The following is a 16087-nucleotide window of genomic DNA, read 5'->3' as shown; positions in this document are numbered from 1 at the left end:
GAGCTCCATCATGCCGCGCCGGGCGGTCGAGTGCCTGTCTCGGGCACTCCCGCGGACTGAGCACGCCGTATGTGGTGGTGATCCGCGGCGCGGTCGGGAAGAGTGACGGTCATGCAGGTCGTCTCCGGGTTCTTCATCGGCCTCGTCGGCATCGTCTTCACGGTCGTCATGCTCCTGCTGCTCGCGGCGACGGCACGACGCGTCATGGGGGCGGCTGTCGGCTGGGTCCGCTCCGCCGTGGTGGCGTTCGCGATGCTGTCCGTCGCGTCGTGGGTGCTCACCAACGGCCTGCCCGACGCCGGCTGGTCGCGTGCGGACGGGACGCTCACCGTCGCACCCGGCGTCGCGCTCGTCGCGGTGGTCCTGGCGTTCGCGTGGGCGTTCGTGCTCGGGCTCTGCGTGCTGCTCGTGCTCGAGCTGCTGGTCCCCACGGGATCGGTGCCCGGGCCGTGGCGCGCGCTGCGCGGCCTGCGGCAGGGGCGTCGCGAGACCCGGCGGTACGCGCAGATCCTTGCGATCGGCGTCCGGCACGGCCTCGGCGGGGCGCTCACGCGCGGGGCGCGGCAGCCCGACGGGTCGCGACTCTCACGCACCGACCAGCGCCGGCAGGCCGCCGCGCTCCGCGACGCCCTGAGCGACGCGGGCGTGACGTTCGTGAAGTTCGGGCAGGTCCTCTCGACGCGGCGCGACCTGCTCCCCGCCACGTTCGCCGACGCGCTCGCGACTCTCCAGAGCGAGGTCCCGCCCGCTCCGTGGTCGCAGGTCGAGGCGGCCGTGGTCGACGCGCTCGGGTGCCCGATCGACGAGGCGTTCGCCGAGTTCTCGCCCGATCCGCTCGCGTCGGCGTCGGTCGGGCAGGTGCACGCGGCGCGCCTGCTCGACGGGCCGGAGGTCGTGGTCAAGGTGCAGCGGCCCGGTGCGCGGGCCCAGGTCGAGACCGACCTCGCGATCCTCGGCCGCCTCGCGCGTCGCATCGAGCGCGACACCGCGTGGGGGCGCTCGCTCGGCGTCGTCGACCTCGCGGACGGGTTCGCGGCGTCGCTGCGCGAGGAGCTCGACTACACGGTCGAGCTGGAGAACACGCTCGCGCTGCGCGCGGCGCTCGAGCGGGGTGCGGTGGGGGAGCGGCGTCCTGAGGGCGACGGCGCCGGAGCGGCCGCGGGTCCGCGCGTCCGCGTCCCGGAGGTCTACCCCGAGCTGTCGGGGACGACGCTGCTCGTCATGGAGCGGCTCGACGGTGTTCCCGTCGGCCGCGCCGCGGACGTGCTCGCGGGCCTGGACGACGTCGTGCGCGCGGACCTCGCGTCGCGGCTCCTCACCGCGACGCTCGAGCAGGTGCTCGTCGCGGGCACGTTCCACGCCGACCTGCACCCCGGCAACGTGCTCGTCACCGACGACGGCCGGCTCGGCCTCCTCGACATGGGCTCCGTCGGACGCCTCGGCGAGCCCGAGCGCCTGGCGCTCGCGGCCGTGCTGCTCGCGGTCGACGCCGACGACGCCGTCGCCGCGACCGACGCGCTGCTCGAGCTGCTCGACGCCCCGGCGGACCTCGACGTGCGCCGCCTGGAGCGCGCCGTCGGGCAGGTGATCGTGCGGTTCCGCGGCGCGGGTGCGAGCGGCGCGATGTTCACCGCGCTGTTCCGGCTCGTCACCGACGCCGGGCTCGCCGTCCCGTCGCAGGTCGCCGCCGCGTTCCGCACCTTCACGTCGCTCGAGGGGACGCTGCGCCTGATCGACCCCGGGTTCGACCTCGTCGCCGGGGCCCGCGCGACCGCGCAGCCGCTCGTGCGGCGCGTCGTCACGCCGGAGGGCCTGCGCGAGCGCGCGACGAGCCTCTTCCTCGGCCTCGCGCCCGAGCTCGAACGGCTGCCGCGGCGCCTCGCCAAGATCACGAGCGACGTCGAGGCCGGGCGGCTCACGGTCAACGTCCGGTCGTTCGCCCACCCCGACGACCGCGCGTTCCTCACCGGCCTCGTGCAGCAGGTCGTGTCCACGGTCATCGCCGCCGCGGCCGTCGTGGCGGCGGTCGTGCTCGTCTCCGCGGACTCCGGCCCCGAGCTCGTCGAGGGACTGCGCCTCTTCGCCGTCCTCGGCGCCGCGCTCGGGTTCGTCGGGACCGTCCTGGCCGTGCGCGTCCTCGTGTTCGCGTTCCGCGGGACCGGCGCGGGAGGCGGCCAGACGCGCTGACCTGGCCGGACACCTCCAGGCCCCCGGGACGGCCGAGTGGTCGACGGCGACGGGCGACGCCACCGGTACTTGTCCGGGCACCACCGGCGCCATCACCGCGACGTCGAACGCGAAGTCCTCGTGCACAACGCGGGAGGTGTCGCGTCCTGTAATCTTGGCAAGCGAGGTGAAGCAGAATGGCAGCAAATCACGGGGCTCGTGAAGAACGCAAAGTCATTCCGTGTGGGAACTAGAACTCGAATTCCAGATGGGTGGCAGTCTCAGATTCGCCACGTCCATGAGGTGAAGAACATTCGGTATCAGTACCTTCGCGCCAGATCAAGGATGATCTGCGGGATTGCTGGATCCGGCGGCAGGGCTCACGTATGGGTAGCGTCTCATACTCGCGTATCTCGCACGCTGGCCAATCATTCACGCATTACGGTACGCAGAATGACGAGGGTCTGATGTTCGAAAAGGCGTTTGAGTCCCAGCGTCTCGTCAACGAGGCGGCTGCGGGTCTTCTCGGCGAACTTGAAGCGCGAGGAATCGCAGTCGCGAGCCTAGATGATGTCCGTCTCGATGGGGATAATGTGGAAGTTCTCGCGCCACTGCTCCTTGCGCACGTGTTTTCGGCCCGTTATCCGCCATTCGTGCAGGCGCTCATCGACAAGGTCTCCGTGCCGCAGGCCGCGAATTTTGCTATTCCACAGCTTGCCTTCTTTATCCGTCGCGTCCCTGCGGATTATCGCGATCCCATCGAGGCCGAATCAGGGCGGGAGGGCGATCCAACCTGGCAGGAGCGAATTCGTGACTACATAGGGTCGGCGCTCGGCCAGTTGGTGGCCCCGGACTGGGCCGACATATTCCTCGAACTGGCTAGCGACCGCGGTCTCGGAGGATCGCGTTTCGAGATTATCCATAACCTTTCAAAGTCGCGCGATGAAAGAGTGCCCGAGGTTCTACTCGCGTTGCTCAATGACCCTAGCGTCGCCGTTTTCGCAGCTGAGGCGCTCGGTGAGATGCGCTGGCCTCAAGCAAGGGCTGCGCTCGCTAGGCTCGCTCTCACAGGGGACCTGCCGGCGAAGCGCGCAGCGGCGTCAGCGCTGCGGAGGATATCCGTCCGCAAGCGTCCGGATTCTGGCTGAATTTCGACCGATCGGGTTTGGCTTCGAGTCGGGGACCCCGTCTGACCAGTACAAACGCTGCGGCGATGAGTTATTTTAAATGGATTTGGAGGCTCGATAGATTGCTCGGCGTGACGCCAACTCTGAGTGCTCGCCTCAGCGGCCAGGAGTGGGTCTGCGCCGGCGTTCAGGCCGCGGGCGTCGCGTGCATCTGCGCGTAAGTCCCGCCAGCGGCGACGAGCTCGTCGTGGCTGCCCACTTCGACGACGCGGCCGTGGTCCATGACGACGATCCTGTCGGCACCGCGGACGGTCGAGAGCCGGTGCGCGACGACGAACGTGGTGCGTCCGCGCATGAGCCGGCCGAGCGCTTCCTGCACGAGCCGCTCCGACGTGGTGTCGAGCGCCGACGTCGCCTCGTCGAGGACCAGCACGCGCGGGTCGCGCACGAGGGCGCGGGCGATGGCGAGGCGCTGGCGCTGCCCGCCGGAGAGGCGCCCGCCGCGCTGGCCGATCACGGCGTCGAGGCCGCCCATCTCGGTGACGAAGTCCCAGGCGTTCGCGTCGCGGAGCGCCTGCTCGACGGCCGCGTCGGTGAGGTCGGGGCTGCCGTAGGTGACGTTGTCGCGTACGGACCCTTCGAACAGGATCGACTCCTGCGGCACGACGGCGAGGAACCGGCGGTAGGAGCGCAGGTCGACCGTCGCGGTGTCGACGCCGTCGACGAGGACGCGCCCCGACGTCGGCGCGAGGAACCCGATGACCATGTTGAGGACCGTCGACTTGCCCGACCCCGACGCCCCGACCAGGGCGACGGTCTCGCCCGGCCGTGCCGCGAGGGACAGGTGGTCGACCGCGAGGGCGGGCTCCTCGCCCGGCGCGGGAACGTCGTCGTACGCGAACGTGACGTCCTCGAACGCGACGCGACCCTCGACGCGGTCGAGCACGCGCTTGCCGGCGTTGCGCTCGACGTCGGGCTCGCCGAGCACCTCGCCCATGGACCGCACGGACTCCAGACCCTTCGTGATGATCGGCGCGAGGCTCAGCAGCCCCGTCACGGACGCGGTGAGCGTGACGAAGTAGCTCGACAGCATGACGACGTCGCCGGGGGACACCGCGAACGTCTGCGTCCACGCGACCCACGCCGCGCCGACGAGCCCCGCGACGGAGAGCACCTGGAACACGATCCACGACAGCGCGCCGAACCGGCCGTTGACGACGTCGAGCCGGATCCCGGCCTCGCGCACGCGGTGCAGCACCGAGCCCATGCGGTCGAGCTCGCGCTCCTCGAGCGCGTGCGCGCGCGTCACGGGGATGAGGTGCGTCATCTCGGCGACGCGCGCCGACATGTTCTCCACCTCGGCCCGGAACGCCGCGTTGCGGGTGGTCATGCGGCGGCGCATCGCGACGACGAGCCAGGCCGCCGCGGGGACGGTGAGCGCGAAGATCACGAGGAACTCCGGGACGCGCACGGCCGTGAGCACGACCGCGCCGACGAGCGTCGTGAGCGCGGCCATGCCCGAGTCGAACGTGGTGCGCGACGCCTCGACGACGTTCTCGACGTCGCGCACGATCTTGGCCTGGAGCACGCCCGCGCTCACGCGGCGGTGGTAGCCGATCGACAGCTCCTGGAGTCGGCGCGAGAGCGCCATGCGCAGCCCGTTCTCGACCGTGCGCACGGCGGTCGAGAGCCACCGCACGTAGAGCGTGTGCAGCGGGAGGTTCTGCGCGACCACGGCGAGCATGATCGCGCCCGTGATCCACAGCTCCCGCAGCGGCCGGTGCTCGACGACGACGTCGATCACCGTCGCCGTGAGCGCCGGGATCACCCACACGGGCGAGTGCTTGACGGCGAACGCGAGCGCCGCGGCGGCGAGCCGCCCGCGCTGGGGCGCGAAGAGCCGGGTGACGGTGCGGACGGGTCGGGAGCCGTCGTAGGTGTCCTCGATCTGCACGTGCCACATCGTCCACCCGCGGGCGGGCGGCGTCGAATCGTTTCGAGGGGCGAAACCCTCAGGCGTCGTGCGCGCCGGAGGGGTGGGTCGCGTCCGGGGGCCGCACGACCGTGACCGGGCAGTGCGCGTACTCGACGGCGTGCCGGCTCACCGACCCGAGCAGGAGGCGGTCGAACCCGCCGACGCCGCGGTTGCCGAGCACGAGCCGCTCCGCGTGCGACGACGCCTCGATGATCCCCTTCGCGGCGTGCACGTGCTTCACGCTCCGCACCACGCGGTCGTCGGGCAGGTCGACGCCCGCAGCCTCGAGCGCGGCGTCGAGCTTCTGAGAGGCGAACTTCTCGTAGTCGTCGATCGGCGGCGTCCATCCCCACGAGTCGGGCAACGGGGCGAGCGACACGATCTGCCAGCAGAACAGGGCCTCGAGCGTCGCGCCCGTGCGCCGCGCGACGTCCGCGCCGTGCCGCAGGGCCTGGACCGACGTCGACGACCCGTCGACCCCGACCACGACGGGCCGCGCGTGGTCGTGACGCACGTCGGGCGTGCCGCGCACCACGGTCACGGGGATCGTCGCGTGCTGCACGACGGCGGTCGGCACCGACCCGAGGACCATGCGTCCCAGGCGTCCCCGGCCGCAGCGCCCGACGACGAGCAGGTCGGCGTCGTCGCCGTCGCCCTTTGCGGGCCGCACGTCGTCCTGGACGGGCTGGGCCGTCCCGGGCTGGGCGAGAGCGAGCAGGACCGCTGCCGGGCTGCCGCGCTCGGCGACCGCCGTCGTCGTCACCGCGTCCGGGCCGAGTCCCGTGCGCGCGTGCGCGGCGTCCAGCCACTCCTGGACCAGCGCCCGCTTCTCCTCGGCCGCCGCGTCCGGGCCGTCGCCCGGACCCTGCCGCGACTCGAACGCGAGCGCGGCCGTGAGCGACACTCCCCGGTCCGCCGCCTCGCGCAGCGCCCAGTCGAGCGCGCTGCCGGACTCCTCCGACCCGTCCACACCGACGATCACGCCGCGCATCCCGCCACCTCCGCCCGGTCGGCCGACCGCGTGCGCCGTCGGCGTGCTGTCCCGACGCCGTCACCTGGCACCGGTGCTGACTCGACCCTAGGCCGCGACACCGCGATCCGCCCGGGACGCCTGTCCCGGACGGACGGCCGAGGGTCACCAGATGGTCGCCGAACCCGGGGTTGTCGTCCCTGCCGGCGCCGAACCCACCCGTATCCCCGGGTTCGGCGGCCTGGGTGACCGTAACCCGGGTTCGGCGGCGGGTCGGGCCGGGCCGGGAGTCAGGGGAGTCAGGGGGTCAGAATCGTGGTTCCGGCTCGTCGTGGAGGATGTTGCGCAGCGGACCGGTCACGACGTCGACGCGCGCGAGCAGGTCCGACGGGCCCGACGCGACGACCGCCCGGTCGCCGAGCGGCACGTAGACGGCCGAGTGCTCCCGCACGGAGACGTGCAGGCACGGGCGCGCCGCGCCGTCGACCACGAACGTGGCCCGCGTGGCCGGGGCGACGTCGACCTCCTCGACGATCGCGCGCATCGCCGCGCGGTACTCCTGGTAGGAGTCGAGGAAGTCGTCGTCGCCGGGGTTGTCGGAGTGCAGCGGCGCGGCGAGCGCCCCGCTGAGGGCGGTGCGGACGATGTCCTCCGCCTGCTCGTCGTGCGCGGCCAGGACGCGCAGCGTCTCGACGTCGAGCGTCTCGCCCGTGAACGACACGTAGGAACGCAGGAACCGCTCCTCCGCCGGGTCGTGAGCCCCGCGACCCGCCCCGGTGAGCGTCTCCTCGTCGAGGTCGAGGCCCCACGTCAGCGGGTCGTCGACCTCCGCGACCACCCCGTGGAACCGGGCGACCACCTGCTCCCACGTCACCGGCGTGGCGGCCGGCCGCGCGTCGTGCTCCTCGGGTCCCGGCGCGGTCGGGTCCTCGGGCTGCTGGTCCGGCTGGTGCATCGCTCTCGCCACCCTTCTGGCCGTCCGTGCGGACGCACTCCGAGCCTGCCCGCGCGGCGGGTCCCGGTCAACGCCCGACACGCGTGTCGGGCCGGGTGATCTGCGGCGGGACCGCCCCGACCGTTCGCGGCGACGGCGGGGACGACGTCGGCCACGGCCCTCGCAGGTCACGGCCCGACCCCTCTTTCACGCCCCTGGCGAACAACGGCATACGGAGGGGGTGCGGCTCGTTCGAACCGCATAGAGTCAATGCGGTCAGGCTTGTACCCGTCGTCCGGCGGGCAGGTGTACGCCGCTCACGAGGAGCAGCACATGTTCGAGAGATTCACAGACCGAGCCCGTCGGGTCGTCGTCCTTGCCCAAGAAGAGGCACGGATGCTCAACCACAACTACATCGGCACCGAGCACATCCTCCTCGGCCTCATCCACGAGGGCGAGGGTGTCGCGGCCAAGGCGCTGGAGTCCCTCGGGATCTCCCTCGACGGCGTCCGCACCCAGGTGACCGAGATCATCGGCGAGGGCCAGCAGGCCCCGAGCGGGCACATCCCGTTCACGCCGCGCGCCAAGAAGGTGCTCGAGCTGTCGCTGCGCGAGGCGCTCCAGCTCGGCCACAACTACATCGGCACCGAGCACATCCTGCTCGGCCTCATCCGTGAGGGCGAGGGCGTCGCCGCCCAGGTCCTGACCAAGATGGGCGCCGACCTCAACAAGGTGCGCCAGCAGGTCATCCAGCTCCTGTCCGGCTACCAGGGCAAGGAGCCCGTCGCCGCGGGCGGCCCCGCCGAGGGCCAGCCGTCGGGGTCGGCCGTGCTCGACCAGTTCGGGCGCAACCTCACCCAGGCCGCGCGCGAGGGCAAGCTCGACCCGGTCATCGGGCGCAGCCTCGAGATCGAGCGCGTCATGCAGGTGCTCAGCCGCCGCACCAAGAACAACCCGGTGCTGATCGGCGAGCCCGGCGTCGGCAAGACCGCCGTCGTCGAGGGCTTGGCGCAGGACATCGTGCGCGGCGACGTGCCCGAGACGCTCAAGGACAAGCAGCTCTACACGCTCGACCTCGGCGCGCTCGTGGCCGGCTCGCGCTACCGCGGTGACTTCGAGGAGCGCCTGAAGAAGGTCCTCAAGGAGATCCGCACGCGCGGCGACATCATCCTGTTCATCGACGAGATCCACACCCTCGTGGGGGCGGGTGCCGCCGAGGGCGCGATCGACGCCGCGAGCATCCTCAAGCCGATGCTCGCGCGCGGCGAGCTCCAGACCATCGGCGCGACGACGCTCGACGAGTACCGCAAGCACGTCGAGAAGGACCCGGCCCTGGAGCGCCGCTTCCAGCCGATCCAGGTCGCCGAGCCGTCGCTCAACCACGCGATCGAGATCCTCAAGGGCCTGCGCGACCGCTACGAGGCGCACCACCGCGTGTCCATCACGGACTCCGCGCTCGTCTCCGCGGCCACGCTCGCGGACCGGTACATCAACGACCGGTTCCTCCCGGACAAGGCGATCGACCTCATCGACGAGGCGGGCGCGCGCCTGCGCATCCGCCGCATGACGGCCCCGCCGGAGCTCAAGGAGCTCGACGAGGAGATCGCCGAGGCGCGTCGCGAGAAGGAGTCCGCGATCGACGCGCAGGACTTCGAGAAGGCCGCCGGCCTGCGCGACAAGGAGAAGCAGCTCACCGCGAAGCGCGCCGACAAGGAGAAGGCGTGGAAGTCCGGTGACCTGGACACCGTCGCCGAGGTGGACGAGGAGCTGATCGCCGAGGTCCTGGCCATGGCCACGGGCATCCCGGTCTTCAAGCTCACCGAGGAGGAGTCCAGCCGCCTGCTGCACATGGAGGACGAGCTGCACAAGCGCGTCGTCGGCCAGGAGGCCGCGATCAAGGCGCTGTCGCAGGCCATCCGCCGTACGCGTGCGGGCCTCAAGGACCCCAAGCGCCCCGGTGGGTCGTTCATCTTCGCCGGCCCGACCGGCGTCGGGAAGACCGAGCTGGCCAAGGCGCTCGCCGAGTTCCTCTTCGGGGACGAGGACGCGCTCATCCAGCTCGACATGTCGGAGTTCTCCGAGAAGCACACCGTCTCGCGGCTGTTCGGCTCGCCCCCCGGCTACGTCGGGTACGACGAGGGTGGCCAGCTCACCGAGAAGGTGCGGCGCAAGCCGTTCTCGGTCGTCCTGTTCGACGAGGTGGAGAAGGCGCACGCCGACATCTTCAACTCGCTCCTGCAGATCCTCGAGGACGGTCGCCTGACCGACTCGCAGGGCCGCGTCGTGGACTTCAAGAACACCGTCATCATCATGACGACCAACCTCGGCACGCGGGACATCGCCAAGGGCGTCCAGACCGGCTTCAACGCCGGCGGCGACCTGGTCACGTCCTACGAGCGCATGAAGGCGAAGGTCAACGACGAGCTCAAGCAGCACTTCCGGCCCGAGTTCCTCAACCGCGTCGACGACGTGGTGGTCTTCCCGCAGCTCTCGCAGGCCGAGATCATCCAGATCGTCGACCTGATGATCGCCCGTCTCGACGCTCGCCTGCGGGACAAGGACATGGGCATCGAGCTCACCCCGGCGGCGAAGGTCCTGCTCGCCGAGAAGGGCTACGACCCGGTCCTGGGCGCTCGTCCGCTGCGCCGCGCGATCCAGCGCGACATCGAGGACGTGCTGTCCGAGAAGATCCTGTTCGGCGAGCTCAAGGCCGGCGAGATCGTCCTGGTGGACGCCGACGGCGAGGGCCTGCTCGGGGAGTTCACCTTCCGGGGTGTCTCCAAGGGCGAGCACGACCGCGGCCCGGTGAGCGTGGGCGCGGCCGCCGCGCTCGACGCCCCCACCGGCGTCTCGGTCCGCGACCTGCCCCCGACGGGCGAGCTGCAGGCCGGCGCTGAGTGAGTGGTGTGATCCGCTCCTGAGAGCCTGACGACGACTGCTCCAGCGGCAGCCGCCTGACACACGGGCCCCGACCCTCCTCCGGGAGGGTCGGGGCCCGTCGTCGTCCCGCCGGGGGAGAGCCGGGGCCCCGCGAGGTAGAACGAGCGGTCGCGAGGTAGAGCTCGGCGAGTCCTACCTCGCGACCGGTGGTTCTACCTCGCCGTCGAGGAGCCGGCGCCGTTGCACGGCGTTACGTTCGTCCTCCTCGTGGGACGGGGCGCGATGCTCCTTTCCGGGTGGTGCGCGTGCTGGCACAGTCGCCGCATGCAGACGACACCCGGGGGCCTTGTCGCCGTCCCCGCCGCCGACGCCGGGCGCGTGCCCGGCCTCGTGTGTCGTCGCGCGACCGACTCGCGGGCGTGTCGCCGCGCCGCGTGTCGTCCGACCCCGTGCCGCTGAGCACGTCGAAGCACTGACCGACGGCCGCCCCGGCCGCCGTCGGGCTCGTTCACCCACCTCACCTCCCGCGCGCGGCTTCCGCATGCCCCCGTGCGCTCTCCCCGAGAGGACTCGCCATGCCCGCACACCCGCTCGTCCGTTCCTCCGCACCTCCCGGCCGCACGTCGGGCCGTCCGTCGGGCCGTCGCAGCGCGACCGCCGTCGCGCTCGGCCTCGTCGCGCTGCTCGCGACGGGTGGGTGCAGCGCCGCGCAGGCCTCTGGCGGTGCAGACCCGGCCGACGGCGCGGCCCTCGCGGCCGACGCCGACCTCCCCACCGAGGTGCCCGAGGGCACGGTCCTGCGGATCGGCGACCCGACGACGCAGAAGGCGTTCGAGCTGGCGGGCGACGACATCGACAGCGAGTTCTCGTTCGAGGTCGAGTGGGCCAACATCTCCGGCGGTCCGGCGACGACCGAGGCGTTCCGCGCCGGTTCGCTCGACGTCGGCGCGGTGGCCGAGATCCCGCCGATCCACGCGACGTGGACGGGCCTGGACGTGCAGATCTACGCGTCGATCTACCGCGAGAACTGGGAGGACGCGCCGATCTACGAGTTCGCGGGCGCGCCGGGCGTCGAGCTCGACTCGCTCGAGGACTTCCGCGGCCACCGCATCGCGTTCAGCCCGGGCCAGGCGCAGGGCGCGATCGTGCTCAAGGCGCTCCAGGAGGCGGGCCTCACGCAGGACGACGTCGAGCTGGTCGAGCTGCCGAGCACGGGCGACGTGTACTCGACGGCGCTCGCCGCGGGCGAGGTCGACATCGCCCCGCTGGGCGGCACGCAGCTCTTCCGCTACCTGGCCACGTACGAGGCCGACGGCGCGACGTCGGTCAAGCACCACCTGCGCGACGACGCCTCGCACCTCTACGGCCCGACGGAGGTCGTCGAGGACCCGGCCCGGGCCGCGGCGCTGCGCGAGTACGTCGCCGCGTGGGCGGCGGCGAAGGTCTGGATCGACGAGCACCCCGAGGAGTGGAAGCAGGGGTACTACGTCGAGGACCAGGGCCTCAGCGAGGAGGATGCGCAGTACCTCATCGACCACGCGCCGGTCCCGGACATCCCGTCCGACCTCACCGAGGGCATCGAGCGCACGCAGGCGACGATCGACCTGCTCGCGACCGAGCTCGACCAGGAGCCGTTCGACGCGACCGACCTCTTCGACGAGCGCTTCGGCCCGGTCGCGGGCGAGGCCGCGGCGGCGGCGCGCGACGGGGGCACGCCGTGAGCGCGGCGGTGGTCGACCGGGTGGACCTCGCCGTCCCGAGGCTCGACGACGCACCCGCGGTCACGACGGACGTCCGGCCCCGCGGTACGCGCCTGGGGCTGGGACGACCGATCCCGCTCGCCGCGCTCGTCGGCGTGACGCTCCTCGTGGGCGTCTGGTCGGTCGGGTCCGCGACGGGGCTCATCGACCCGCGCGTGCTCTCCGCGCCGTGGACCGTCGTCACGACGGGGGCGGAGCTCGTCGCGAACGGCAAGCTCGGCGCACACCTCGGGGTGTCCCTCACGCGTGCCGCGCTCGGCCTGGCGTTCGGCATCGTCGCGGGCGTCGTGCTCGCGCTTGCGGCCGGGCTGAGCCGGGTCGGCGACGCCGTGCTCGACGGCCCGATCCAGGTCAAGCGCGCCATCCCCAACCTGGCGCTCCTGCCGCTGCTCATCCTGTGGTTCGGGATCGGCGAGGAGATGAAGGTCATCACCATCGCGCTCGGGGTGTTCATCCCCATCTACCTGCACACGCACAACGGCCTGCGGGCCATCGACAGCCGGTACGTCGAGCTGGCCGAGACGGTGCAGCTCTCGCGCTGGCAGTTCGTGCGCCGCGTCATCCTGCCCGGCGCGCTGCCCGGGTTCTTCCTCGGGCTGCGGTTCGCGGTCACGGGGTCGATGCTGGCGCTCGTCGTCGTCGAGCAGGTCAACGCGACGGCCGGTATCGGCTACATGATGGAGCTCGCGCGGACGTACGGGCAGACGGAGATCATCCTCGTCGGCCTCGTGGTCTACGGCGTCCTGGGCTACTCCGCGGACCTCGCCGTTCGCCTCCTGCAGAGGAGGGTGCTGTCGTGGCGGCGCACGCTGGAGGACTGACCGTGGGGACGGCGCCCGCTCAGGGCGGGACCGCGCCGTCGGGCTCGGTCGTGGCCCGCCCGACGGCGGTCGGTGCGGCCGTGCGGGTCCGCTCGCTCGTGCGGTCGTACGGGGAGAAGCGCATCCTCGACCACCTCGACCTCACCGTGGACGACGGCGAGTTCGTCGCGATCCTGGGCCGCTCGGGCTCGGGCAAGAGCACGCTGCTGCGCGCGCTCGCCGCGCTCGACCACGGCGTGGAGGGCTCGGGCGAGGTCGTCGTCCCGGACCAGGTGTCCGTCGTCTTCCAGGACTCGCGGCTCCTGCCGTGGGCGCGCGTGCTGGACAACGTGGTGCTCGGTCTCGACGCCGGGGCGCGCGGCCGGAGCGCGGCGCGCGACGCCGGCCGCGCGAGCCTCGCCGAGGTGGGGCTCGCCGGGCGCGAGCGCGCGTGGCCCAACGAGCTCTCGGGCGGCGAGCAGCAGCGCGTGTCGCTCGCCCGTTCGCTCGTGCGCTCCCCGCGGCTCCTGCTCGCCGACGAGCCGTTCGGCGCGCTCGACGCCCTGACCCGCATCCGCATGCACGCGCTCCTGCGCGACCTGTGCGCCCGGCACCGCCCCGCCGTCCTGCTCGTGACGCACGACGTGGACGAGGCGATCGTCCTTGCGGACCGCGTCGTCGTGCTCGACGAGGGACGCATCGCGGCCGAGCGCCGCATCGACCAGAGCTACCGCCCCGGCGAGGCGCGCGACCCCGCCGACCCCCGCTTCTCCCGGCTGCGCACCGAGCTGCTCGACGCGCTCGGCGTCGTCCGGGACGACAGGAAGGACACCGCCGCATGACCCGCTACGACCCCCAGGGCCACCGCCCCGGCCGCCTGCACCTCAACGCGTTCCTCATGAGCACGGGCCACCACGAGGCGTCGTGGCGGCTCCCCGAGAGCGACCCGTCGTGGACGTCGACGAACATCGCGCACCTCCAGCGCCTCGCGCAGGTCGCGGAGGCCGGGAAGCTCGACTCGATCTTCTTCGCCGACGGGCCGGGCCTGCGGTCCGACGTCGGGCGACGCCCGGCCGGGTCGCTCGACCCCCTCATCGTCCTCACGGCCATCGCGACGGTCACCGAGCGCATCGGGCTCATCGCCACCGCCTCGACGACCTACAACTCGCCGTACAACCTCGCGCGGCGCTTCGCGTCGATCGACCACGTCTCCGGCGGCCGGGCCGGGTGGAACGTCGTGACGACGGCGGGCCCGGACATCGCGCGCAACTTCGGCCTCGACGACCAGCCGGCCCACGCGGTCCGGTACGAGCGCGCGGCGGAGTTCCTCGACGTCGCGTTCCGGCTCTGGGACTCGTGGGAGGACGACGCGGTGCTCGCGGACAAGGCTGCGGGCGTGTGGGCGGACGCGTCGAAGATCCACGCCCCGGCGCACGCGGGGACGCACTTCTCCGTGCACGGTGCGCTCACGACGCCGCGCTCGCCGCAGGCACGGCCGCTCGTCGTGCAGGCGGGGTCGTCCGAGGACGGCAAGGACCTCGCCGCGCGCTACGCCGAGGCGGTGTTCACCGCGCACCAGACGCTCGACGACGCCCAGGCGTTCTACCGCGACCTCAAGGCCCGGGCGGTCGCCGTCGGCCGCGACCCGGGCACGGTGAAGATCCTGCCGGGCATCGTCCCCGTCATCGGGTCCACCGAGGCGGAGGCGCTCGCGCGGGAGCGCGAGCTCGACGAGCTCATCGTCCCCGAGTACGCGCGCGCCCAGCTCGCAAAGACGCTGCGGCTCGCGCCCGAGGACCTCCCGCTCGACCGCGAGCTCCCCGCCGACCTGCCGTCCGAGGACGAGATCGAGGGGGCCAAGAGCCGGTACACGCTGATCGTCGAGCTCGCGCGGCGCGAGCGGCTCACGGTGCGCCAGCTCATCGGACGCCTGGGGGGAGGCCGCGGGCACCGCACGTTCGCGGGCACGCCCGAGCAGGTCGCCGACGCCATCCAGGAGTGGTACGACGCCGAGGCCGCCGACGGGTTCAACATCATGCCCGCGGTGCTGCCGTCGGGGCTGGAACAGTTCGTCGAGCACGTGCTGCCCGTGCTGCGCGAGCGCGACCTGTTCCGCGAGGAGTACGAGGGCCGCACGTTGCGCGAGCACTACGGCCTCGAACGGCCGGCGAACCGGTACGCGGGGGTGGCGGGAGCCGCCCCCGCCACCACGGGCACCGCCCCCGCCCGCCCCGTGTCCGACGACGGCGCGCCCGTCCTCGAGGGGGCCCTCGCGTGAGCGCCGAGCACCTCTGGTACATCCCGAACCAGGTCCGTCCGGGCCACCGCGGGGACGACGCGGTGGGAGGCCACAACAGCCTCGACACCCTGACGAGCCACGCGCACGCACTGGAACGCCACGGGTTCGTGGGGGCGCTGCTCGGGACGAGCTGGGGGCGTCCCGACACGTTCACGGTCGCGACGGCGCTCGCGGCCCGCACCACGACGTTCGAGCCGCTCGTCGCGATCCGGCCCGGGTTCTGGCGGCCCGCGCACTTCGCGTCCGCCGCCGCGACGCTCGACCACCTCAGCGGCGGACGGCTGCGCGTCAACATCGTGTCCGGCACCGACGGGCAGGAGGCGTACGGCGACGCCGAGGCCGACCCCGCGCACCGGTATGCCCGCACGCGCGAGTTCCTGCAGATCGTGCGGCGCCTGTGGACGGAGGAGGAGGTCACCTACGCGGGCGAGCACTTCTCCGTGACCCGGTCGACGCTCGGGCCGCGCCCGGTCGTCCGCGGGGAACGCAAGCACCCGCGGATCTACTTCGGCGGCGCGTCACCGGCCGCGGAGCGCGTCGCCGCGACCGAGGCCGACGTGCAGCTCTTCTGGGGCGAGCCGCTCGACGGGATCGCGGAGCGGATCGACCGCCTCAAGCGGCTCAGCGACGAGCTCGGGCGCGAGCACGCGCCGCTCGAGTTCGGGCTCCGGATCACGACGTTCGTGCGGGACACGACCGAGGAGGCGTGGGCCGAGGCCGAGGCGAAGGTCGCGGAGCTGGCCGCGCGGTCGCAGGAGGGCGAGGCCTGGTCGGCGCGCGACCGAGGGCGGAAGACCGCCGTCGGGCAGCAGCGACTGTTCGACCTCGCGGCACGCGGCGAGGTGCTCGACGACAACCTGTGGACGACGCCCGGCCGGTTCGGCGGCGGGGGAGCGGGCACGACGTGGCTCGTCGGCTCGCCGCAGGACGTCGCCAAGTCGCTGCGGCGCTACCAGGACCTCGGCGTCACGCACTTCGTGCTCTCCGACACCCCGTACCTGCGCGAGATCGAGCGCCAGGGGTCGCAGCTCCTCCCGTTGCTCCGCGACTGAGCCCCGAGCCGACGCGCCGACCGGCCCGCGCGTCCCGGTCGACCTCCGGAGGGTCGATCGCGGACGTGCGGGTCGGTCTCGTGCGGCGACGGGGTCCGCCTCTTCGGCGAGTGCTCGGGCGAGC

General features: G+C 72.5%; 12 protein-coding genes. 9 read left to right on the top strand and 3 right to left on the bottom strand.

The features are described from left to right. The first annotated feature begins 111 nt into the window (after positions 1-111). From FIC82_RS17995 to FIC82_RS17985, 3 genes are read left to right on the top strand one after another with little or no spacing between them, the layout of a single operon-like run. Entirely contained in the window at positions 112-2187 is a 2076-nt protein-coding gene (locus FIC82_RS17995) for an ABC1 kinase family protein (RefSeq protein WP_154799394.1), read from the top strand. Between the two features lie 36 nt (positions 2188-2223). Continuing rightward, positions 2224-2634 (top strand): putative toxin, encoded by a 411-nt coding sequence (locus FIC82_RS21340; protein ID WP_154799393.1) that lies wholly within the window; start codon positions 2224-2226, stop codon positions 2632-2634. After that, positions 2634-3314: a HEAT repeat domain-containing protein gene (locus tag FIC82_RS17985; RefSeq protein WP_154799392.1), complete on the top strand. Its 681-nt coding sequence runs from the start codon at positions 2634-2636 to the stop codon at positions 3312-3314. Before FIC82_RS21340 ends, FIC82_RS17985 begins: the two co-directional genes overlap by 1 nt. 166 nt (positions 3315-3480) lie before the next feature. Here the strand turns inward: FIC82_RS17985 and FIC82_RS17980 are convergent, their stop codons facing one another. The 3 genes from FIC82_RS17980 to FIC82_RS17970 all read right to left on the bottom strand — a co-directional run bounded on the left by FIC82_RS17980 (position 3481) and on the right by FIC82_RS17970 (position 7193). Continuing rightward, on the bottom strand, positions 3481-5256 hold the full coding sequence (locus tag FIC82_RS17980; protein ID WP_154799391.1) for an ABC transporter ATP-binding protein: 1776 nt from the start codon (positions 5254-5256) through the stop codon (positions 3481-3483). Positions 5257-5305: 49 nt separating this feature from the next. After that, on the bottom strand, positions 5306-6259 hold the full coding sequence (locus FIC82_RS17975; RefSeq protein ID WP_154799390.1) for a universal stress protein: 954 nt from the start codon (positions 6257-6259) through the stop codon (positions 5306-5308). A gap of 286 nt (positions 6260-6545) precedes the next feature. Beyond that, positions 6546-7193 (bottom strand): hypothetical protein, encoded by a 648-nt coding sequence (locus FIC82_RS17970; protein ID WP_253691266.1) that lies wholly within the window; start codon positions 7191-7193, stop codon positions 6546-6548. Between the two features lie 312 nt (positions 7194-7505). Between FIC82_RS17970 and FIC82_RS17965 the strand changes: the two genes are divergently transcribed. The 6 genes from FIC82_RS17965 (at position 7506) to FIC82_RS17950 (ending at position 15963) form a co-directional block, all read left to right on the top strand. After that, entirely contained in the window at positions 7506-10073 is a 2568-nt protein-coding gene (locus FIC82_RS17965) for an ATP-dependent Clp protease ATP-binding subunit (protein ID WP_053369871.1), read from the top strand. 554 nt (positions 10074-10627) lie between these two features. Further along, positions 10628-11773, top strand: coding sequence for an ABC transporter substrate-binding protein (locus FIC82_RS20905; protein WP_154799389.1), 1146 nt, complete (start codon positions 10628-10630; stop codon positions 11771-11773). Next, complete coding sequence (locus FIC82_RS20900) at positions 11770-12633, top strand: ABC transporter permease (RefSeq protein WP_418884334.1); 864 nt, start codon at positions 11770-11772, stop codon at positions 12631-12633. The genes FIC82_RS20905 and FIC82_RS20900 overlap by 4 nt, the downstream gene beginning before the upstream one ends. Beyond that, positions 12609-13454 (top strand): ABC transporter ATP-binding protein, encoded by an 846-nt coding sequence (locus FIC82_RS20895; RefSeq protein WP_216609930.1) that lies wholly within the window; start codon positions 12609-12611, stop codon positions 13452-13454. Before FIC82_RS20900 ends, FIC82_RS20895 begins: the two co-directional genes overlap by 25 nt. Next, positions 13451-14890 carry an LLM class flavin-dependent oxidoreductase gene (locus tag FIC82_RS17955; protein WP_154799388.1) on the top strand — a complete coding sequence of 480 codons (1440 nt, stop codon included), beginning with the start codon at positions 13451-13453 and terminating at the stop codon, positions 14888-14890. Before FIC82_RS20895 ends, FIC82_RS17955 begins: the two co-directional genes overlap by 4 nt. Then, positions 14887-15963 carry an LLM class flavin-dependent oxidoreductase gene (locus FIC82_RS17950; RefSeq protein ID WP_168732068.1) on the top strand — a complete coding sequence of 359 codons (1077 nt, stop codon included), beginning with the start codon at positions 14887-14889 and terminating at the stop codon, positions 15961-15963. Before FIC82_RS17955 ends, FIC82_RS17950 begins: the two co-directional genes overlap by 4 nt. Positions 15964-16087: the final 124 nt, after the last annotated feature.

This window comes from Cellulosimicrobium protaetiae (genome assembly GCF_009708005.2).
GTDB classification, from domain to species: domain Bacteria; phylum Actinomycetota; class Actinomycetes; order Actinomycetales; family Cellulomonadaceae; genus Cellulosimicrobium; species Cellulosimicrobium protaetiae.
This window is presented reverse-complemented; position numbering and strand designations above follow the sequence as displayed.